The following is a 21023-nucleotide window of genomic DNA, read 5'->3' on the forward strand; positions in this document are numbered from 1 at the left end:
ACAGGCCCATGGTTACTTTTGGGGCTCTTTTCCAAAAGTGACCCGCCGTAAGGGCGGAACCAATACAAGCCATCACCAAAAAAATGGATATGTACCCAGCCTCCAACCCCAACCCCCTACAGATATCCACCCACTGGCCGTTAACCTCTCATAGTCGCCACTAATAAGAGAGAAAAGCCATGCGTCTGAGCCTCAAGGCCAAAGTCCTGTCCCTGGCTATCGTGCCGGTGTTGCTGTTTGCCGTGGTCATCAGCCTGACCACCGTGTGGATTCTCCAGGGCCAGGCGCGCAATGAGGTGGAAGAAACCCGCCAGCGCCTGCTCAACGACGCCAAGGCCACCCTGCAAAGTTATGTCGAAGTGGCGATGACCACCATCAAGCCGCTCTACGACGCCGCCGCCCCCGGCGACACTGCAGCTCGGGCGCAGGTGGTCAAGCTCTTGTCGAATACCAGCTACGGCAAGGACGGCTACTTCTTCGGCTACGACTCCGAGACCATCCGCCTGTTCAAGGGCAACAGCCCCGACGGCGTCGGCAAGAGCTTCAAGGACAACCGCGACCCCAACGGCGTCTACGTCAACCGCGACCTGGTCAAGGTCGGCAAGGACGGCACCCACTACCTGCAATACAGCTCGACCCAGCCCGGGCAGACCGAACTGGTGCCCAAGCTCGGCTACACCGAATACCTGCCCAAGTGGGACATGGTGATCGGTACGTCGGTGAACCTCGATGGCATCGAAGCCCAGGTGGCGGTGGTCGAGGCCAAGGTTGAGAAGCGCATGGAAGGCGTGTTGCTGAGCATCCTCGGCGTGGCCGTGGTGGTGCTGCTGGTGATTGCCGCCGTGGGCATGGTGGTGGCCAACACCATTTTGCGTCCGCTGAACCTGATGAAAGCCAACCTTGACGACATCGCCGCCGGTGAAGGCGACCTGACCCGCCGCCTGGCCATTACCAGCCAGGATGAGTTGGGTGACCTGGCCGGCGCGTTCAACCGCTTTGTCGACAAGATCCACGGCCTGGTGCGCCAGATCACCGAGATGACCACGCAGCTCACCGGCCTGGTGAGCCAGGTGTCCGACCAGGCCCAGCGCTCCGAGCAGGCCATGGAGCGCCAGCGCCATGAGACCGACCAGGTCGCCACCGCGATCAACCAGATGTCGTCGGCCGCCCACGAAGTGGCGCGCAGTGCCCAGGGCGCTGCCGTGGCCGCGCAACAGACCGATGCCGAAGGCCAGGCCGCCAAGCGCGTGGTGGATGGCAGCATCGCGCAGATCCATGCGCTGGTGAACGACATCCGCAGCAGCGGCGTGTCCCTCGACAGCCTGCAGCAGGACGTGTCGTCGATCGTCAGCGTGCTGGGGGTGATCCGCTCGATTGCCGAGCAGACCAACCTGCTGGCGCTCAACGCCGCCATTGAAGCCGCGCGGGCAGGGGAGGCCGGGCGCGGGTTTGCGGTGGTGGCCGACGAAGTGCGCGCGCTGGCCAGCCGCACCCAGACCAGCACCCAGGAAATCCAGGGCATGATCGACCGCCTGCAAAAAGGCACCGAGGCGGCGGTGGACGCCATGCGCCGCTCCAGCGATGCCGGTGACGGCACCTCGGCCCAGGCCAACGAAGCCGGGGCGTCCCTGGACACCATGGCGCAGCTGATCGGCACCATCAATTCGATGAACGCACAGATCGCCAGCGCCGCCGAGGAGCAGACCGCCGTGGCCGAAGAGATCAACCGCAGCGTGCACCAGATTGCCGTGGCGGTGGACAGCGTGGCCGATGAGACTCAGTTGGGCGCCCAGACCTCCCGCAGCCTGGCCGATCTTGGCCAGCGTCTGGGGCAGTTGGTGGGGCAGTTCCGCATCTGATCAACCATAGCTTTGGCGTATGTTGGCCTAACGTTAATACGAATATACCTATCACAGCCCCTCAGTGAGACTTGAGCCCCAACCACAACAGGGGCTCATCTCATGCCGCTTCCCGACCCGCTTCAGCGCCTGGCTGAACTCGACACCAACACCGTCTCCGACGCCCTGGACTTCCTGCAACTGCCGGGCGCCGTGGTCGGCATTCGCCCGCTGTGGGACTGCCCCAAGGTGGTGGGCCGCGCCAGCACGGTCAAGCTGGCGCCCAAGACCGACGCGGCGCCTGGCGTGCACCTGATCTCGCCAGTGATCGACGCGATCACCACCGACGACCGCGTGCTGGTGATTGCCGGCGGCATCGAAGGCATTTCCTGCTGGGGCGACATCATCGCCAACGCCGCTGTGGCCAAGAAGATCCGCGGCTCGGTGATCGACGGTTTCAGCCGTGACATCGACGGCAGCGCCTCCATCGGCTACCCGGTGTACGGCCGTGGCGTGACCATGATCAGCGCCCGCAACCGTGTGGTGCAGGTGGATTCCGGCGTGACCCTGCGCGTCGGCGGTGTGGCGGTGTCGGAAGACGACTACGTGATCGCCGACCGCTGCGGCAGCGTGTTCATCCCCGCCGCTGTGATCGAACAGGTACTCGACCTGAGCGAGCGCATCGCCGCCCGTGAAGCCGGCATGGTCGAGGCGGTACGCAGTGGCCGTTCGGTCGCCGATGTGATGCATGACAGCCAATTCGAAGCCATCCGCGTGGAGCCTGCCCGATGAACGATCAACAGTTAGTCGCCCTGTTTGCAGGCCTCGACACCCCCGGCGTTTCCGACGCCATGGACAAACTCGGCATCCCCGGCCAGTGCCTGGGCATTGCCCCGCTGGATAACTACCACGGCACCGTAGTGGGCCCGGCGTTCACCGTGCAGTACGTGCCTGCCAACACGCCACCGGGTTCGGTGGGGGACTTTATCGAAGACGTGCAACCCGGTGACGTGGTGGTGATCGCGAACGCCGGCCGTACCGACTGCACGGTGTGGGGCGACATCATGACCCAGTACGCCGGGGCTCGCGGGATTGCGGGCACCGTGATCGACGGCGTGTGCCGCGACGTGAGCAAAGCCTTGGGCGACGGCTACCCGCTGTTCACCCGGGGCCGCTACATGCGCACTGGCAAGGACCGTGTGGAAGTGCTGTCGGTGAACCAACCGGTGGCCATCAGCGAGACCCGTGTGTGTGCCCGCGACATCGTGGTGGCCGATGCCAATGGCGTGTTGGTGGTGCCTCGCGCCCGTGCCGCCGAAGTGGCGCAGGTCGCGCGGCAGATCGAAGCCGTGGAAGCGCAGATCCGCGCACAGATCGAAGCGGGCAAGACTCTCAAGGAAGCGCGGGCGTCCCTGGGTTATCACACCCTGCAGAGGAAGCCTTCGTGACTATTCTGAACAAGCGCCTGGCCCAGGCCCAGCCGTCCGCCACATACCGCATCATCGACCGCGTGGCCGAGCGCCGCGCCCAGGGAGCGAAGATCATCTCGCTGTGTGCTGGCGAGCCGGATTTCGACACCCCGGCGCATATCCGCCAGGCGGGCATCGATGCGATCCGCGACGGCCATACGCGTTACACCCAGGTGGCCGGGGTGCGTGCGTTGCGAGAAGCAGTGGCCGAGAAGTTCCGCAACGAAAACGGCCTGGACGTCACCTGGCAGGACACGCTGGTCAGCAACGGCGGCAAGCACGTGATCTACAACGCCCTGGCCGCCACCCTCAATGAAGGCGATGAGGTGATCGTGCCCGCGCCGTACTGGGTCAGCTACCCGGAAATGGTCGAGCTGTGCGGCGGTACGGCGAAGGTGCTGGCCTGCGGTGCGGAGGATGGCTTCAAGCTGACGCCTGCGGCCCTCGACGAGGCGATCACGCCGAACACCCGCTGGCTGATCCTCAATTCGCCGTCCAATCCTACAGGTGCGGTGTACAGCCTGCAGGAGCTGCAAGGGTTGGCCGAGGTGTTGCTCAGGCACCCACAGGTGCTGGTGCTGGCGGACGACATCTACGAACACCTGCTGTTCGACAACCAGCGTTTCTACACCCTGGCCCAGGTCGAGCCGCGCCTGGCCCCACGGGTGCTGACCATGAACGGCGTGTCCAAGGCCTATGCCATGACCGGCTGGCGCATCGGCTTTGCCACCGGCCCGCGCTGGTTGCTGGAGGCGATGGAAAAACTCCAGGGCCAGCAGACCTCGGGCGCCAGTGCGATTTCCCAGCACGCGGCGATCGCCGCCTTGAGCGGCCCGCAGGACTTTGTGCAGGCCTCGCGGGCAGTGTTCCAGCGCCGTCGTGATCTGGTGGTGTCGCTGCTTAACGCCACGCCGGGGCTGACGTGCGCGAACCCGTCCGGCGCGTTCTACGCCTTTGCCTCTTGCGCAGGCTTGTTGGGACGCACCTCGCCGGCTGGCACGCTGCTGCAAACCGACGAAGACGTGGCCCACGCCTTGCTCGATGAGGCCAATGTGGCGGTGGTGCACGGCAGCGCATTCGGCTTGGCGCCGTACTTGCGCATCGCCTATGCCTTGGACGACGAGGCGTTGCGCAAGGCGTGCGAGGCGATCCACCGGTTCTGCGCCGCGACCCGCTAGAGGTCGCGCATCAGCAGGCCGAAACGCAGGTCCATCGTGGTAGGGAGCGGCACATACACCGTGTGCCCGTCTCCCGGCGCCACTTCGATAGCCTCGCCCCGGGTGTTGTGCAGGGTGGTCAGGTCAAAGTGGAAATTGCCGGTGGGAGTCATCAACTCCAGGTGGTTGCCCACGGCGAAGCGGTTCTTCACCTTGACCTCGGCCAACTCGCCTCGGCGTTCGCCAGTCAACTCGCCGACGAACTGTTGGCGCTCGGAGACCGAGCTGCCGTTCTGGTAGTTCTGGTATTCGTCGTGTACGTGGCGGCGCAGGAAACCCTCGGTGTAGCCACGTTGGGCCAGGGACTCAAGGTCGGTCATCAGGGTGCGATCGAACGCGCGACCGGCCACCGCATCATCGATTGCCTGGCGATACACCTGGGTGGTGCGTGCGCAATAGAAGTGGGATTTGGTGCGGCCTTCGATCTTCAGCGAATGCACGCCCATGTGGGTCAGGCGCTCCACATGCTGCACGGCACGCAGGTCCTTGGCGTTCATGATGTAGGTGCCGTGTTCGTCTTCGAACGCCGGCATCTGTTCGTCCGGGCGGTTGGCTTCCTGCAACAGGAAGACCTGGTCGGTGGGGGCGCCAATCCCCAGCGTGGGTTCAACCTGCTGGACGATATCTCCGGTGGCGTTTTCCACCGCGGGGGTAGCCTGGTATTTCCAGCGACACGCATTGGTGCAGGTGCCCTGGTTGGCGTCGCGCTTGTTCATGTAGCCCGAGAGCAGGCAGCGCCCGGAATAAGCCATGCACAACGCACCGTGCACAAACACTTCCAGCTCCATGGCCGGTACCTGCTGGCGGATTTCGCCGATCTCTTCCAGTGACAACTCCCGCGACAGGATCACCCGGCAGATCCCTTGCTGCTGCCAGAACTCCACGCTGGCCCAGTTCACCGTGTTGGCCTGCACCGACAAGTGAATCGGCATCTGCGGGAAGTGCCGACGCACCAGCATGATCAGCCCCGGGTCGGACATGATCAGCGCGTCCGGGCCCATGGCGATCACCGGGGCCAGGTCCTTGAGGAAGGTCTTCAGCTTGGCGTTGTGCGGCGCGATGTTCACCACCACGTAGAAGCGCTTGCCCAGCACATGGGCTTCCTGGATGCCCAGCGCCAGGTTGGCGTGGTCGAACTCGTTGTTGCGCACTCGCAGGCTGTAGCGCGGCTGGCCGGCGTAGACCGCATCGGCCCCGTAGGCGAAGGCGTAGCGCATGTTTTTCAGGGTGCCGGCAGGGGCGAGCAGTTCGGGGGCGATGACTGGGGGCATGGGCGTGGGTCGCAAAAAAGGCGCGAGGGTAGACCAGGCGCAGAGGCGTTTTATTGATCCAGGTCGTGTTGCGGGCTTTTTGTATCGCTGTGTATCGACAGGCACTTGGGATACGTAGCGATCACTGCGCGGGTTTTTTCGACACAGGCGCGATACGTCACGGGCTTCTAATGGCTTCCAACGAGGCACACCGCCTCCAACCCCGAGCACTGGAGCCCATCGCCATGAACACCAAAGCCATCTTCGCCGCCTGCCTGTTTGCTGCCCTGAACATCTGCACCTTGTCGGCCCGTGCCGAAGCCACCGCCGTTGCACACACCTACACCTACGGCACCCATCTGGACGTCAAGCAAGTGCTGTCGATGACCCAGGACGCCAGCCCCGCCTGCGGCGTGGTGAATGCCCGCATGACCTACCTGGACTCCCACGACCAGACCCAGGTCCTGGACTACCTCAAGTTCGGCGACGGCTGCGTTGGCGATAACTGAGTACCTCACCTTTACCTCTTTCCCTGATACAGGAGCACCGCCATGAACCACCTGACCCGCTTTTTGACCGCCAGCGCCTTCGCCCTTGCCGGCACGGCCGTACACGCCAATGCCGCTGTGGAAAAAGCCAGCCCCCCCTGCAGCACCTGCTTCCAACTGACCCCGGTGAATCAGCCGGCCGGCCATGACCTGCTGGTGGAGGACGGCAGTCGCCGCACGCCGCTGGGCCAGGCGCTGGACAACCAGACGGCCTGACCGGTCGTCCTCTCAACCCCTAAGGTGATAACCATGCTACTCATCGCGTTCCTGGGCGGCATCCTGACCGTCCTCAGCCCTTGTATCCTGCCGGTGGTGCCGTTTCTGTTCGCCGGCGTCGACCGCAGCCGTCGCTCGATCCTGCTGACCCTCGCCGGCATGGTCCTGACCTTTGCCCTGATCGCCAGCCTGGCGGTGGTCAGCAGCGCGTGGGTGGTGCAGGCCAACAACACCGGCCGCCATGTGGCCCTCATCGTGATGGTGCTGTTTGCACTGTCGCTGATCAGCGCACGCCTGGGCAGTTGGCTGGCGCGGCCGTTCGTGCTGCTGGGCAACCGCATCGATCCGGGCACCCGGGCCTTGTCCGGGCCGCTCAAGTCGCTGTCGATCGGTGTGGCCACCGGCCTGCTGTGGGCGCCGTGCGCCGGGCCGATCCTGGGGGTGATCCTCAGCGGCGCGATGCTGCAGGGCGCCAATGCGGGCACCAGCCTGCTGCTACTGGCGTATGGCTTGGGCAGTGCGCTGTCCCTGGGCACCTTGATCTTCGCCGGACGTGGCCTGGTCAACCGGCTCAAGGCGTCGATCCCGGTCACCGGCTGGTTGCGTCGTGGGGCAGGGGGGGCGGTACTCGCCGCTGCGCTGGTGATCTCGACCGGCGCCGATAAAACCCTGTTGGCGGGGACATCATCCGAAGGTGTCAGCCGCCTCGAACAAGGCGTGCTGCAGACCGTGCCCAAGGTGGTGGATTACGTGGTGAGCAAGGTCAAGGCCGAGCCGTTGGCAGCCAGTAGCCAGGGCGCCATGCCTTCTCTGGCCGGGGCGGTGGAATGGCTCAACGGCACCGAGCTGACCCGTGAATCGCTCAAAGGCAAAGTGGTTTTGGTGGATTTCTGGACCTACGACTGCATCAACTGCCAGCACACCTTACCGTATGTGAAAGAGTGGGCGCGCAAGTATGAAAAGGACGGCCTGGTGGTGATCGGCGTGCATACCCCGGAATACGGCTATGAACGCATCATCGGTAACGTGCGCGACCAGGTGCGCAAGCTGGGTATCACCTACCCGGTGGCCATCGACAACAACTATGCGATCTGGCGCCGCTTCGACAACCAGTACTGGCCTGCCCACTACCTGGTCGACGCCAAGGGGCAAGTGCGCTACACCCACTTTGGCGAAGGCCGTTATGACGAGCAGGAAAAGATGATCCAGTCGCTGTTGCAGGAAGCCAAAACCGCCGGCTGAGTCAATTGAGCGGCTTTGCCAGCAAGGCCGCCATCTTCACCAGGTCCGCCAACGAGCGGGCCTTCATCTTTCGCATGGCTTTGCCGCGATGGGCCTTGACCGTGATCTCGCTGATATCCAGGTCCGCTGCAATCACCTTGTTCATATGGCCGGCGACCACCATGGCCATCACTTCCTGCTCCCGGGGCGTCAGGCTGGCGTACGCAGTTTGCAGAAGGCGCAGGTGATCCTGCTGGGCCAGGGCGGCGCGGCTGCGCTGCAGGGCATCGGCGATGGCTTGGAGCAATACATCGTCATTGAACGGCTTGGTCAGGAACTCCACAGCCCCGGCTTTCATGGCGCGCACGGTGAGGGGGATGTCGCCGTAGCCGGTGATGAAAATGATCGGCGTGTCGGGGCGTTCGTTGGCGATGGCCGCTTGCAGGTCCAGGCCGTTGAGGTCGGGCAGGTTGATGTCCAGCACCAGGCAACTGGGCACCTGTGTGCGCGGTTGGGCGAGAAACTCCTGGGCCGACTCGAACAGGCGCGGCTGCCATTGGGCGTAGCGAATCAACAGTTCCAGAGACTCGCGCACGGAAATGTCATCGTCTACCACGAACACGATGGGAGAGGTGTCAGTCATCGGCGCAGCTCTGCGTTCATGGGCCATCAGGTGGGTTGAGTGCATCAGGATACCTCCTTGGTGGGCGGGCTCAATCAAGTGGAATGGCCGCACTCAGTGCCCTGAGCAATTGTGCTTCGCTGAAGGGCTTCATCAGACAATCCACGGCGCCTGAGGCCAGCAGCCCAGGGCGGTCGCCGGCATCACCATGGGCGGTGATGAACACCACCGGAATGGCATGGCCGCGCCGTTTGAGGGCTGCGTGCAGGTCCGGACCAGACATGCCCGGCATTGCCACATCCAGAATCAGGCAGCGGGTCAGCGCCACACACGGCGAGTCGAGAAATGCCTGGCCGGACGAAAACGCTTCGACGGCAAACCCGAACTCCTTGAGTAGGTCCGGCAAGGATTCACGTACTGACTCGTCATCATCGACGACGGCCACGAGTAAAGGCCTTTGCATCAACTCCCCTCCCTGGTCGCTTCGGCAGCCGGGCCCGCTGCCGGTGGAATCGTAAATTGGAACGTGGCGCCCGGCCCGTCATTGAGCGTGGCCGAGAGCACGCCCGCATGCCGCTCGATGATGGAGCGGCTGATGGACAGGCCAATGCCCATGCCCGCGCTCTTGGTGGTGTAGAACGCATTGAACAGGCGCTCGGCATCCAGGGGTTCGAAACCGCTGCCGTTGTCCTTTACGGCAAGGTAAACGTCCTGGTGTGCGTCCAGGCCGGTGCTGACGTGCAGATACCGCGCGCGGCCAGTCATGGTGTTCATTGCCTCGGTGGCATTGAGGATCAAGTTGAGGATCACCTGCTGCAACTGCACGCGATCACCCCTGACCGTGGGCAGGTCATCGGTGAAGTCCGGGTGCAATGCAACACCGTTGCGTTGCAATTCGCCCAGCAGCATGGCGATGACTTCCCGCGCCGCCTCATTCAGGTCGACGTCTTCGATGGTGATGCTTTTCTTCGAAAACAAGGCGCGCAGGCGGTTGATTACGTCGGCGGCACGGTTGCCGTCGCGGATGGTGCGGCGAGCGGTTTCCAGGGCGCCAGCCACGTTCGGCGGGTCGGCGCCCAGCATGCGCAGGCAGGTGCTGGCATTGGTGATGATGCCAGCCAGTGGCTGGTTGACCTCATGGGCTATGGACGCCGTGACCGCGCTGAGGCTGGCCACGCGGGCCAGGTGCGCCAGTTCCGAGCGCACCTTGCCCAGGGTTTCCTCCGACTGCTGGCGTTCGATGGCGATGCTGGCCGCAAGCATCTCGGCTTGCTTGCGGTCTTCGATATCGGTGTTTTCGCCGTACCAGCGCACCACGGCACCCCATTCGTCACGCTGGGGGACGGCACGTACCAGGAACCAGCGGTAGTGGCCGTCGAAGCGTCGCAAGCGTGCCTCGTACTCGCCGGCCTCGCCGGACTGCAACAGCGCGTTCCAGTAGCGGGCCAGGTGCTCGGCGTCGTCGGGGTGTACCGAGCGCGCCCACCCGATGCCGCAGGCTTGCTCCAGGGTCATGCCGGTGTAGTCGCACCAGCGTTGGTTGACGAAGCCGACACTGCCGTCGGGGGCCGCGCTCCACACAAACCCGGGAATGGCGTTGATGATGGTGCTCAGGCGATCCTCCGAAGCGCTGACTTCGGCCAGTGCGTGGGCGATCAGGGCCTTGTCGCGTTTTTGTTCGTCGATATCGACGCTGATCAGCACCCAGCGCGTGACGGTGCCCTGGGCATCGCGCATCGGCAGCGCCCGGGCGGCAAACCAGTGGTAGGCCCCGTCGGCGCGACGCAGGCGCAGTTCATTGCGATAGGGTTCTTCGGTGCGCACCGCGTGCATCCACGCGTTGATCACGCCGGGCAGGTCGTCGGGATGCACGGTTGCACCCACGGTCCATTGCTGGAGTTCTTCGAGGGTGGCGCCCAGGTAGTCGAGGTTGTGGCAATTGACACATTCCAGGGCGCCCTCGGGGGTCATCAAGGCCACCAGCGCAGGGATGCAGTCGATGATGGTGCGCAGGTCCAGATCGATTGGCGCAGGCGTGGCGCCGCTTCGGTAGTCGTCGATGTCGGTGAACAGCCCGCACCATTGGTCCTGCGCCAGCGGGTTCATGCGCAGGACGCACCAGCGGTACACCCCATCGAAGCGCAGCAGGCGGGCGTGTATATCCACGGCCTTGGCGCCGCAGACCGTCGCGTTCCAGTGCACGATCAGGCCCGGCAGGTCTTGCGGATGCACGGCCGAATGCCAGCCGGTGCCATGGGCCTCGGCGCAGTTGCGCCCGGTGTAGGCGTTCCAGCCCTGGTTGACGAAGTCGGCACGACCATCGCTCTGTGCGGTGAACGCCACGCCAGGCAATGCATCGACGACGCTGAGTTGATTCGACATACCGGTTCTCTATCTACAGGCGCCGTGTAACGAGAATGCCCTGTCGCGCGGCGCTCGCCCATCATACTTAGGTGTCAGATGGCGGCCCGGCGAGGGGCGAGCGATACCATCGTGTAATCGATGGCAGGCCCGGCGCCGTGCTGTGATGGCGCTACGCATCTGGCATGCGTATTCCCTCATCCTCTGGAGCTGTTCCATGACTGCCAAGAAAATACTCTATACCGCCAAAGTCCACACCACCGGCGCACGCGATGGCGGCACCTCGCGCAGCGACGACGGGCGCCTGGATATCCTGCATTCGCTGCCGGGTTCCAAGGGCAGCGGCACCAACCCCGAGCAGCTGTTCGCTGCTGGCTGGTCTGCCTGCTTCGACGGTGCCCTGGGGTTGGCGGCGCGCACCTTGAAGGTGGCGCTGCCGGCCGGTGTCGCGATCGATGCAGAGGTGGATCTGTGCACCGAAGGCGACGCCTACTTCCTGCGTGCGCGCTTGAATATCAGCCTGCCGGGGTTGGAGCGCCACGTGGCGCTGGCGCTGATCGAGACGGCCCACCAGACCTGCCCGTACTCCAAGGCGGTACGCGGCAATATCGACGTGGTGCTCAACCTGGTCTGAATGTAAGCCACTGTATCCCGGGCTGTTTGCGTTACACAGCCATTCAAACAGCCTGCCTGCCGACATGCCGCAGATACATGCGCTGCCCAGCATGACGGCAGGTTTCGGCGCCGTCCGGCGTCGAACGATCTTGCAGGCTGTGAAACCTATGAAAGCCGTAGTGGTAAACGCATTTGGAGGCCCTGAGGCATTGGTGGTGAACGACGTTGCACCGGGCCGGCCGGGGCTCGGGCAAGCGCTGGTACGGGTCATGGCGGCTGGCGTCAATTTTATGGACACCGGCATCCGGCGCGGCCTGGGGCAAGCCAACCCCTTGCCCCTTACCCCCGGCGTGGAAGGCGCGGGGGTGATTGCCGCGGTGGGGCCGGGTGTCACCGAGCTGTCTGTTGGCGACCGCGTGGCCTGGCAGTACGTCCCCGGCAGCTATGCCGAGCAGGTCGTCGCCCCGGTCAGTCAGTTGGTACCGCTGCCGGACGATATCAGCTTCGAAACCGCCGCAGGCCTGATGATGCAGGGCCTGACGGCCAGCAACCTGGTGCTCCAGGTGCATGCCGTGCAGAAGGGCGACACTGCCTTTGTCCACGCTGCTGCCGGTGGGGTAGGGTTGATGCTCACGCAGATGATCAAGTTGCTCGGTGGCAAGGTGATCGGCCGGGTTTCCCATGCCGACAAGGTGGACGCGGTGCTGGCGGCCGGCGCCGATTACGTGGTGATCGGCCGGGCCCGGGGTATCGCCCGTCAGGTCGAGCGCCTGGTCGGTGAGCACGCGGTGAACGTGGTGTACGACGGCACCGGTGCCGAGGGCTTTGACGAGTCGGTCCGCCTGCTGGATTACTTTGGCACCCTGGCGTTGTACGGGCCCTTCATGAACCCCCTGGCCCCCATCGATGTCTTCGCCACACCGCGTAGCATCAAGCTCACCTATCCCTCGGTCATGCACCATGTGCGCACCCGTGAAGCCCTGCTGGCGCATTCCCGGCAGCTGTTTACCTGGGTGCGCACCGGGCGGCTCACGGTCAAGGTCGGCCAGCGCTATGCCTTGGCCCAGGCGCACCAGGCCCACCGGGATATCGAGTCACGGCGCAGCATCGGCAAGCTGATCATCCTGACCCAGGAATAAGCCTGCGCATGGGACGGTAGCCGCGCCAGATCAGCAGGGCCGCCAGCAACTGGCTGCCGGCATAGAAGGTGAACAGGTCCTGAGGGCGCCAATGCGCGTCGAGCAGCACACCGGCAACGGTCGGCGACACAATCGCCCCCAGCCGTCCGGTGGCCAGCACCAGGCCCACGCCGCGAGTGCGTACCGGCGTGGCAAACGCCTGAGGCGCCATCACGAAGAGTGCCGCAATGGCCCCGTAGAGCAACAACCCGGCCACGAAACCTACCGTCGCCGCCAGCGCCGGGTTACGCGTGGCAGTCACCATCAGTAGAAGCAGAAGGGCCTCCAGCAACAGGCAGGCCAGCAACAGCCGGTGGCAGCCGCACCGATTGGCCGCCAGCCCCACCAACAAGGCGCCGAGCATGCCGCCGACCGTGAGCAACAGGCCGCCCGTGACGCCATGGTGTTCGGAAAAGCCGCCCTGGGTCAGCAGTATCGGGGTCCAGCTCATCACGAAGTAAAAGCCGAACATCAGCAAAAAACACACCGTTGCCAACGACAAGGTCCAGAGCCAATGCCCCTGCTGGAACAGATGCCGATAAGCCAGGCGATGGCGGCCCGGTTTCAGCGACGGCGACTCCCGCAGCCACAGCACGCCAGCCGAGCCGGCGGTCAGGGTCAGCCCGCCGCCGGCCAGGAACACGTAGCGCCAACCCACGCTGTCATTGAGCCCATGAGCCAGTGCCCCACCCAGGGTCGCGCCCAAGGCAAACGCCACCGATTGCAAGGCGATTGCCAGGCCGCGCCGGTGGGGCGGGGCGTATTCATGGGTCAGCACATTGGCGCTCACCAGCACCGCGCCAACGCCGATGCCGGTGAGTACTCGCCAGCACACCAGGCTGCACAGACCCTGGCTCCAGAACGACAGCAGCATGGCCACGCCGCTGAGCAGCAAACTGGCGAGCAGCACCGGCCTGCGCCCATGGCGGTCGGCCAACGGCGCCGCAAACAGTGAGCCACAGGCCATGCCCACCAGGCTGGCGCTGAGCAGCAGGCCGACCTGTGCGCCATTGAGTGCCCACTGCGCCGCCACCCGGCTGACCGTGAACGCCATGGCCATCGCATCCAGGCCATCGATCACGTTGAACAACATGCACAATCCAATCACGGCCCATGCTGCGTGCGCCGTCGCAATGCTGTGGGTGCCCTGGCTGATTGCCTGCTCATTCATGGTGGTCTGTTCCCGCGGTTATCGATTGCAAATGGCAGCATTCGCCGGGTGCCCTGGCAAGTCATACATAGGTATCGACCGACACCTACGTGCAATCGTCCCGGGGTGCTCCCGGTGGTCTGATCGCTCCCGCATGGGCCGTCTTGGCCTGCTGACCCACAGGAGAATCATCATGCTTGCTGCTTCGTCCGCGTTTTTCCGGCTGCGTTGCCGGCTTTCAATGTTCGGCCTTGCCCTGCTTGCCGGCAGCGCAGGTGCCTGGGCCGATTCCAATGCCATTCGCCCGTACCGCATTCACGTGGACGAGGCGCAACTGGCCGACCTGCACAAACGTATCGCCGCCACCCGCTGGCCCGACAAAGAGACGGTCAACGACACGTCCCAAGGCGTGCAACTGGCCCAGGTACAGGCGCTGGTCAAGTATTGGGGTAACGGCTACGACTGGCGCAAGGCCGAGGCCAGGCTCAACGCGTTGCCGGAGTACATCACCACCATTGACGGCGTGGAGATCCAGTTCATTCACGTACGCTCGCGCAACCCCAATGCCATGCCGCTGATTCTGACCCACGGCTGGCCGGGGTCACAATTCGAGTTCCTCAAGACCATCGGCCCGCTCACCGACCCCGTAGCCTATGGTGGCCGCATCGAAGACTCGTTCGATGTGGTGATCCCCTCGATCCCCGGCCATGGTTTTTCCGGCAAACCCACCGAGCTGGGCTGGGGCCCCGACCGAGTGGCCAAGGCCTGGGATGTGCTGATGAAGCGCCTGGGCTACCGTCACTATGTGTCCCAGGGCGGTGACCATGGTTCGGTGATCTCCGATGCGCTGGGCCGCCTGTCGCCGCCCGGCCTGCTGGGGATCCACCTGAACATGCCGGCCACCGTGCCACCGGAACTGGTCAAGCCGATCAACAGCGGCGAACCGGCCCCGGCCACGCTGACCGATGCCGAGCGCACGGCTTACACCGCACTGAGTACCTTCTTTGGGCGCAACGCCGCCTATGGCGCGATGATGGTGACCCGTCCGCAAACCATCGGCTACCTGCTGGCCGATTCGCCCGCCGGCACGGCAGCCTGGATGTACGAGAAATTTGCTGCCTGGACCGACAGTGACGGCCAGCCCGAACGCGTGCTCAGCCGTGATGAGATGCTCGACGACATCAGCCTGTACTGGCTGACCAATACCGGCGCGTCCTCCTCACGGTTCTACTGGGAAAACAACAACAATAATTTCAGCGCCGCGGCGCAGAAGACCGACACCATCAAGGTGCCGGTGGGCATCACCGTGTTTCCCCACGAGATCTACCAGGCGCCGAAAACCTGGGCGCAGCGCGCGTATCCGTCGTTGTCCTACTACAGCCAGGTCAGCAAGGGCGGGCACTTCGCCGCGTGGGAACAGCCGCAGTTGTTCAGCGAAGAGTTGCGCGAGGCGTTCCGCCCCTTGCGTGCTGCGGCTAAGCCGTAACCTCACCCAGGCGTGCCTGTAGCTGGCGCAAGTCCTGGGTGTCGAATCCCTCTGAAAATTGCTCGCGGCACTGGTTCAGCAACTGTTGGGCCTCGATGCCGCGACCTTGTTTGTGCCACAGCGCAGCCAAGTCCATCGCGCTGCGCAGCGTCCAACTGCGTGAGCCCTGTTGTTGGCTCAGTGCCAGGGATTCTTCCAGCAGGGCCTCGGGGCTGGCGTGAATACTGGCCTGGATACGCAACAGCTCGGGCAAGGCAAACGCATCGCCGCTGTGACGGCAATGCGCAATGGTGGCCTCGACCTGCGCCCGTGCCTTATCGAACTGACCGCCGAGGATCAGGCCTTCGACCAGGGCCATTTCCAGGGTTGTGGTCAGTAACTCGTAACGCATGGTGTGCAGACGTGCCAGTGTTTCTTCCAGCACGTTGACGGCATCGCCCGGTTGCCCTTTGCGAATATCGATGGCGGCGCCGATCCCCATGGCGGCCGCGACATACGGGCCGAATGCATTGGCCTGGGCGATAGACCGGAAGGTTTCCAGACCGTCGACGGCCCTTTCCAGGTCGCCGGTCCAGATGTAGATCTGCAGGGTCCACACCAACGCGATGCAGTAGGTGGCCGCATGGTCGAGGGTGGCGGCTTGCGCCTCGACCTGTTGTGCGCCCAGTCGGGCCTGATCGGGGAACCCCATCAGCCACAGCGTGCGGGCCAGGGCCAGGCCGGTGCGGTTGCGGTGGTCGAAACCATAGTGAATGGTGAGGCTGCGCTCCGATGGCAAGCTGTTGCGCAGCGAGTGCTCCAGTGCCTGGCGTGCGCGTGTCTGGTCGCCCAGCAGGTGATAGGCAATGCCGGCCAGGGAGGCGGCCACGGCAATAGCTTCGGGCCGGTCGATCAGCGCGCCGACCTCCACCGCACGTTCGGCCCAGGCCAGTGAGCTGGCAAAGTCGCCGATGCGTTCATAGAAGATCTGCAAACGCCCCAACAGCCGCAGTTGAGAGGCGTGGTCGTCCAGGTTCACGGCAATGTCCAAGGCGCGCAGCAAGGCTTTTTCCGCCGTTGCGCTGTTGCCTTTGGTGAACATCAGCACCAGGCCCAGCGCGGCTTGCAGTTCCATTTCGGTTGGGGTGCCGAAGTAACCGAGCTCCAGCAGTTCAATGGCGCGGTTGCACCAGGTGCGGCATTCCACCAGCAGGGAAAAATGCAGGAACAGCTGCGCACTGGCGGCTGCCAGCGGCAAGGCCAGGCCGGGGTCGCCCTGGGGGCCGAAGCTCCATTCCAGGGCACTGCGAATATTGCCCAACTGACAGCCCAGTCGTGCCGAACTGGCGAAGATCTGGTGGGGGGTGTCGCCCAGGTGCTTGAGTTGCTCCACGTGGTAGGCCGCGTGGCGAAAGGCCAGGGCGTGTACTTCCTGGGGACCGCGCAGCTGCAGTTTTTCCCGGGCATAGGCACGGGTCATTTCCAGCAGGCGGTAAGAGGCCGGGAAACTGTCGCGATTGACCGTGACCAACCCTTTGGTGGCCAGCTCATCAAGGGTGGCGGCCACTGTGATCGGGTCGATCCAGTCGTCGGCGGTGATCTGGGAAGCGCCGTCGAGGCCAAACGGCCCGACAAACACCGCCAGGCGATCAAACACCAGGCGTTCGTCGGTGGACAGCAGGTCGTAGCTCCAATCGAGCATGGAGCGCAGGGTCTGGTGCCGGGGCGAGGCCGTCCGCCGGCCGGCCCAGCCCAGGGAAAAGCGCTCGCCGAGCAGGGCGTGGGTGGCATGCAGGCCATGCACGGCCACACGCACCGCCGCCAGTTCGATGGGCAGCGCCATGCCTTCCAGGCGTTGGCACATATCGGCAATCAGGTGCGCATCGCCCGGCGCGAGGGCCAGGGCGGCATTGCTCGACGACATGCGTTCGACAAACAGTTGCACGGCTGGAAAACTGAGCAGTTGTTCGCCGTTCAGATCCCGCAACTCGGCAGGGAACGCCAGCGGGCTGAGCCGGTGCACGTGCTCACCACGGGCCCGCAGCGGTTCGCGGCTGGTGGCGAGGATCGCGACCGCCGGGGCGGCGTCCCGGATCTGCTCGACGATGGCGCAGACCGCGTCCACCAGGTGTTCGCAGTTGTCGAGGATCAGCAGCAACTGCTGCGAGTGCAGGTGCGCGAGCAGCACGAACATCGGCTCTTCGGCTTGCACCGCAATGCCCAGGGAACTGGCGAGGGCAAAAGGCACCAGGTCGGCATCTTCAACCTGGGCCAGATCGACGAAATGCACGGCGCCTTTCCCGTCGTGGCAGTGGCCGACCTCCACCGCCAGGCTGGTCTTGCCTACGCCACCGGGGCCGACGATGGTAAACAGCTTGGGCGGCTGCAGGCGTTCCATCACCAGGGCCACGTCGACGTCGCGCCCGATCAGGCTTGGGCGCGGCGGCAGGCCGCCGACGGTGCTGGTGACGCGTCTGGTTTTGTGCGGGGCGGGTAGGGCGAGGGGCGAGCGCTCGATCGGCGCGACGAAGGCGTAGCCCACGCCCACTTGGGTATTGATGTAGCGTGCGCCGTTTTCGCCATCCCCCAGGATGCGGCGCAACCCGGTCATGTGAAAGCGCAGGCTGCCTTCCTCGACGACTATATCGGGCCACACCAGGTTGATCAGTTCGCGCTTGGACACCACGCGTCCCGGGCGTTCGAGCAGGGCGATCAGCAGGTCGAGGGCACGGCCGCCGATCTCTACGGCCACGCCCTGGCAGGTGAGCAACCGCTCAGCAGGCATCACACGGAACGGGCCGAAGGCAAAGTACAGCGTCACGGGGTCGTGCAGGTCGTCAGGGGCGGACGCCACGGTCATCACGCTCTCGAAAAGGCAGGGGGGGTGGGGGTTTCAGCATGATAGGTGTTTTAACGCTCCGTTCAAGTCGCGACAATCTCGCGGGCGGCGACTGCGCTGCGGGTTGCGGGCTTGAGGGCGGGGGTCAGGCACAGCATCAACACCAGCACGGCAAAGAGCATCGCGTAAGCCAGGTTGTAGTTGCCGGTGTAGTCGCGCAGGGCGCCAAAGCTCAGCGGGCCGAGTGCGGCAATCAGGTAGCCGATAAACAGCATGAACACGGTCCAGGCGCCGGCTTCTGCCGGGGAGTTGGCGTTGTCCAGGGGCAACGTCATGCCCACGGTGAACGCCATGCCCAGGCCGGTGGACACCAGCAGCACATACAGAGTGGGCCAAGCGCCGGGAGCGAACGCCATGCCGGCGGTGCCCAGCAGGGCCAGCAGGGTGCACAGCGCCAACAGGCCACGACGGTCATGGGCTTTGCCTGGGATCATGCCAGCACCGGCGCTGGCTACCGCAAACACGGCGGTAAACAAGCCCAGCAGGGCTCCGGCGGGCAAGGTCGTCACGGCGGTCTCGGTGGCCGCCGGCGCCAGCCAGGCGAAGAGGGCATACACCACAAACTGGCTGGCGCCGAAGTACAGCGCTACCCACCAGGCCTGGGGGTTACACCACGGTAACGGTACCGAGCGAGCGGGGTGTGAGCCGGCGTTGGCGGTGCTGCCTGCAAAGCGTCGGGCCATCCACCGCCAACTGATCACGGCTGTGATACACAACAGGCTCCACACCCCGGCCCCCACGCGCCAGCTCTGGGCAAGCTCGGTAATGGGGGCGGTCAGCAATGCAGACAGGGTAGCCCCTACACTGAGGCCTGCGGCATAAATACCCATGAAAAACGCTGGCCGGTGGGGGAAATGCGCTTTGATCCAGCCGCCGATCAGGGCGCCGGCGATGGCAATGCCAACACTGACCAAAAAGGTGCTGAGCAGCAGGTACGTGGCACTCGGCGACACTGCGCGCAGCAGGCACGCAGCCCCCAGCAACACCAGCGCGGCAATCACACAGCGGTCGGTGCCGAAGCGCCGGCTCAGGTCTGGGGCCAGCAACGCCAGGACACCCATGCAGACATCCGGGATGGAAGTCAGCAGCGCCGCCTGGGTGAAGCTCAGGTCATAGTGATCCTGGATCAACAGCAGGATCGGGCCCAAGGACACGATCGCCGGACGTAAGGCGATGGACAGCACCAGCAGGCCGATGATGGCTGCCAGGCTGTGTTTGTCGGTCTCGGTGGAGGTCATATCGGTGTGCCCTTGAATCGTGGAGTCAGGGCGATCGTAGCAATGTAAAATAACCGACAAATGCCAGCTTCTATCGACAAAGTGACAACCTGAGGCGCCACCATGAAGCACGACGCACGCACTGTCGGCGCACCCACCGACCTGAACGGCCGCAGCGAGGATTACCTCGACTACCAGGACGTGCCTCGCGTCATGACGGCGCTGGTGCGCAACCAGGCGAGCGGCGAATACAACCCGCCTCATACCCACCACCATGGCCAGTTGTTGTATGCGATCAGTGGGGTGATGCGTGCGCAAGCCGATGGCAGCCTGTGGTTCTTGCCGCCCAAGCGCGCGTTGTGGATTCCGGCGGGAGTAGTGCATGACCAATTGATGCTGACATCGGTGCAGATGCGCTCGATCTACATCCAGGCCGATGCCGCCGCCCGCTTCGGGGGGAGCTGTCGGGTGGTGGATGTTTCGTTGTTACTGCGCGAGCTGATCCTGGTGCTGGCCAGTGAGCCGATTGAGTACTGCCTGGAGGGTCGCAATGCCCATGTGGTGGCCTTGATTCTGAGCGAACTGGCCGCCGCACGTACGTTGCCGCTGCAGATTCCCTGGCCGCTGGACCGCCGGTTGCTGGCGGTGTGCAACGCGATACTTGACGCTCCGGGGCAAAGCCATCGGGTTGAATACTGGGCCGACAAGGTGGGGGCCAGTTCGCGGACGTTGATCCGCCTGTTCCTCAAGGAAACTGGCCTGACGTACCGTCAGTGGGTGCAGCAGGTGCGTCTGGCCTGTGCCTTGGAGCGTCTGGAAAAGGGCGAGTCCGTTGGCCGGATCGCCCGGGAGTTGGGTTATGTGAGTGCCAGCGCGTTCAGTGCGATGTTTCGCCGGGCCACGGGCGCCTCACCGCGGGAGTTTGTGGGGGGCGACTGATTGTGGCAGCGCCAGTTGCGCACACAGGCCCCCGCCAGCGCGGTTGGACAGGGTCAAGGCGCCTTGCAGGCTCTGCGCCAGTTGTTGCGAGATCGCCAGGCCCAAACCTGTGCCTTTGGTGCTGCGACTGCGGGCGTTATCCAGGCGGTAGAACGGTTTGATCACCTCGGGCAACTGCGCTTCGGGAATGCCGGGGCCACGGTCAAGGACCTGGATCACCAGGCGTTCGTCTACCAGGGGTTCGACGTTGACCGTGACCTCGCTGCCGAACTTCAGCGCGTTGTCCACCAGGTTGACCAGCACCCGGCGCAGGGCATGGGGGCGGGTGTCGATAATGGTGCCGAGTTGCGCCCTCAGTACCACGCTTTGCCCGACATCCTGGTAGTCGAACACCAGGCTGTCGAGGAACGAATGCAGGTCCACACGGCAACTGGCTTCGACCGTGCCGTCCAGGCTGCGGGCATAGGCCACGCCTTCCTGGACCAGGTGCTGCATCTCGCACAGGTCGTTGCACAGCTTGTCCCGCTCCACCGATTCTTCCATGAATTCGGCACGCAGTTTCATGCGGGTGATCGGAGTTTGCAGGTCATGGGAGATCGCGGCCAGTAACTGCAGGCGCTCCTGCAAACCGTTGCCGGGCGCGTCGGCCGGCGCGTTGTCAGGAGGCGACGGGCGCAATCCCAGCCAAAGGCAGCCGAACAGCAATGCCAGTTGCACCATCAATAACGGCGTCAGCCACAGTGACTCGGCCAACGCACTGATTTCAATCGCGAACGCCAGCCCCTGTGCGATCACCAGGCAGGCCAGATAGATCAGCG

General features: G+C 64.4%; 18 protein-coding genes and 2 pseudogenes. 12 read left to right on the plus strand and 8 right to left on the minus strand.

What is annotated here, in order from left to right:
- Nucleotides 1–179: 179 nt before the first annotated feature.
- From HX792_RS30670 to HX792_RS18955, 5 genes and pseudogenes are all read left to right on the plus strand, one after another.
- Nucleotides 180–1001: pseudogene (locus tag HX792_RS30670) on the plus strand (cache domain-containing protein); the annotation flags it as partial.
- A gap of 102 nt (nt 1002–1103) precedes the next feature.
- The gene (locus HX792_RS30675) at nt 1104–1859 is read left to right on the plus strand and encodes a methyl-accepting chemotaxis protein (RefSeq protein ID WP_371319373.1); all 756 of its coding nucleotides are present in this window, start codon (nt 1104–1106) and stop codon (nt 1857–1859) included.
- A gap of 102 nt (nt 1860–1961) precedes the next feature.
- Nucleotides 1962–2630 carry an RraA family protein gene (locus HX792_RS18945; protein WP_176997514.1) on the plus strand — a complete coding sequence of 223 codons (669 nt, stop codon included), beginning with the start codon at nt 1962–1964 and terminating at the stop codon, nt 2628–2630.
- The gene (locus HX792_RS18950) at nt 2627–3286 is read left to right on the plus strand and encodes an RraA family protein (protein WP_176997515.1); all 660 of its coding nucleotides are present in this window, start codon (nt 2627–2629) and stop codon (nt 3284–3286) included. Before HX792_RS18945 ends, HX792_RS18950 begins: the two co-directional genes overlap by 4 nt.
- Nucleotides 3283–4485, plus strand: a complete 1203-nt coding sequence (locus HX792_RS18955; RefSeq protein WP_176997516.1) for a pyridoxal phosphate-dependent aminotransferase — start codon at nt 3283–3285, stop codon at nt 4483–4485. Before HX792_RS18950 ends, HX792_RS18955 begins: the two co-directional genes overlap by 4 nt.
- Here the strand turns inward: HX792_RS18955 and yegQ are convergent.
- On the minus strand, nt 4482–5795 hold the full coding sequence (yegQ, locus tag HX792_RS18960) for a tRNA 5-hydroxyuridine modification protein YegQ (protein ID WP_176997517.1): 1314 nt from the start codon (nt 5793–5795) through the stop codon (nt 4482–4484). The two genes, HX792_RS18955 and yegQ, sit on opposite strands and share 4 nt — an antisense overlap.
- A 224-nt stretch (nt 5796–6019) precedes the next feature.
- On the opposite strand from yegQ, the gene HX792_RS18965 reads away from it, so the two are divergent.
- Genes HX792_RS18965 through HX792_RS18975 form a run of 3 tightly spaced genes read left to right on the plus strand, consistent with a single transcriptional unit; the run spans nt 6020 to nt 7780 of the window.
- Nucleotides 6020–6283: a DUF2790 domain-containing protein gene (locus HX792_RS18965; protein ID WP_176997518.1), complete on the plus strand. Its 264-nt coding sequence runs from the start codon at nt 6020–6022 to the stop codon at nt 6281–6283.
- A gap of 42 nt (nt 6284–6325) precedes the next feature.
- Nucleotides 6326–6538 carry a hypothetical protein gene (locus HX792_RS18970; protein WP_176997519.1) on the plus strand — a complete coding sequence of 71 codons (213 nt, stop codon included), beginning with the start codon at nt 6326–6328 and terminating at the stop codon, nt 6536–6538.
- Between the two features lie 33 nt (nt 6539–6571).
- The gene (locus HX792_RS18975) at nt 6572–7780 is read left to right on the plus strand and encodes a cytochrome c biogenesis protein DipZ (RefSeq protein ID WP_176997520.1); all 1209 of its coding nucleotides are present in this window, start codon (nt 6572–6574) and stop codon (nt 7778–7780) included.
- A 1-nt stretch (nt 7781) separates the two neighbouring features.
- Here the strand turns inward: HX792_RS18975 and HX792_RS18980 are convergent, their stop codons facing one another.
- From HX792_RS18980 to HX792_RS18990, 3 genes are read right to left on the minus strand one after another with little or no spacing between them, the layout of a single operon-like run.
- Nucleotides 7782–8447, minus strand: coding sequence for a response regulator transcription factor (locus tag HX792_RS18980; RefSeq protein ID WP_256349871.1), 666 nt, complete (start codon nt 8445–8447; stop codon nt 7782–7784).
- Nucleotides 8448–8472: 25 nt separating this feature from the next.
- Entirely contained in the window at nt 8473–8844 is a 372-nt protein-coding gene (locus tag HX792_RS18985) for a response regulator transcription factor (RefSeq protein WP_176997521.1), read from the minus strand.
- Nucleotides 8844–10763 (minus strand): PAS domain-containing protein, encoded by a 1920-nt coding sequence (locus HX792_RS18990; protein ID WP_176997522.1) that lies wholly within the window; start codon nt 10761–10763, stop codon nt 8844–8846. The genes HX792_RS18985 and HX792_RS18990 overlap by 1 nt, the downstream gene beginning before the upstream one ends.
- A gap of 196 nt (nt 10764–10959) precedes the next feature.
- Between HX792_RS18990 and HX792_RS18995 the strand changes: the two genes are divergently transcribed.
- Together HX792_RS18995 and HX792_RS19000 are read left to right on the plus strand one after the other, a co-directional pair.
- A complete protein-coding gene (locus tag HX792_RS18995) occupies nt 10960–11376 on the plus strand; it encodes an organic hydroperoxide resistance protein (RefSeq protein WP_176997523.1) in 417 nt (138 codons plus the stop codon).
- 196 nt (nt 11377–11572) lie between these two features.
- Complete coding sequence (locus HX792_RS19000) at nt 11573–12496, plus strand: quinone oxidoreductase (protein WP_371319369.1); 924 nt, start codon at nt 11573–11575, stop codon at nt 12494–12496.
- Here the strand turns inward: HX792_RS19000 and HX792_RS19005 are convergent.
- Complete coding sequence (locus tag HX792_RS19005; RefSeq protein WP_176997525.1) at nt 12477–13706, minus strand: MFS transporter; 1230 nt, start codon at nt 13704–13706, stop codon at nt 12477–12479. The genes HX792_RS19000 and HX792_RS19005 overlap by 20 nt on opposite strands.
- 172 nt (nt 13707–13878) lie before the next feature.
- Here HX792_RS19005 and HX792_RS19010 point away from each other — a divergent pair, with 172 nt between their 5' ends.
- The gene (locus tag HX792_RS19010; RefSeq protein ID WP_176997526.1) at nt 13879–15171 is read left to right on the plus strand and encodes an epoxide hydrolase family protein; all 1293 of its coding nucleotides are present in this window, start codon (nt 13879–13881) and stop codon (nt 15169–15171) included.
- Here the strand turns inward: HX792_RS19010 and HX792_RS19015 are convergent.
- Nucleotides 15161–18004, minus strand: coding sequence for a winged helix-turn-helix domain-containing protein (locus HX792_RS19015; RefSeq protein ID WP_176997726.1), 2844 nt, complete (start codon nt 18002–18004; stop codon nt 15161–15163). The two genes, HX792_RS19010 and HX792_RS19015, sit on opposite strands and share 11 nt — an antisense overlap.
- 68 nt (nt 18005–18072) lie before the next feature.
- Complete coding sequence (locus tag HX792_RS19020) at nt 18073–19287, minus strand: CynX/NimT family MFS transporter (RefSeq protein ID WP_176997527.1); 1215 nt, start codon at nt 19285–19287, stop codon at nt 18073–18075.
- Between the two features lie 102 nt (nt 19288–19389).
- On the opposite strand from HX792_RS19020, the gene HX792_RS19025 reads away from it, so the two are divergent.
- A complete protein-coding gene (locus HX792_RS19025) occupies nt 19390–20205 on the plus strand; it encodes a helix-turn-helix domain-containing protein (protein WP_176997528.1) in 816 nt (271 codons plus the stop codon).
- Here the strand turns inward: HX792_RS19025 and HX792_RS19030 are convergent.
- A pseudogene (locus HX792_RS19030) lies at nt 20176–21015 on the minus strand (sensor histidine kinase); the annotation flags it as partial. The gene HX792_RS19025 and the pseudogene HX792_RS19030 sit on opposite strands and share 30 nt — an antisense overlap.
- Nucleotides 21016–21023: the final 8 nt, after the last annotated feature.

It is taken from the genome of Pseudomonas sp. B6002 (assembly GCF_013385985.1).
In the GTDB taxonomy this organism is placed as follows: Bacteria; Pseudomonadota; Gammaproteobacteria; order Pseudomonadales; family Pseudomonadaceae; genus Aquipseudomonas.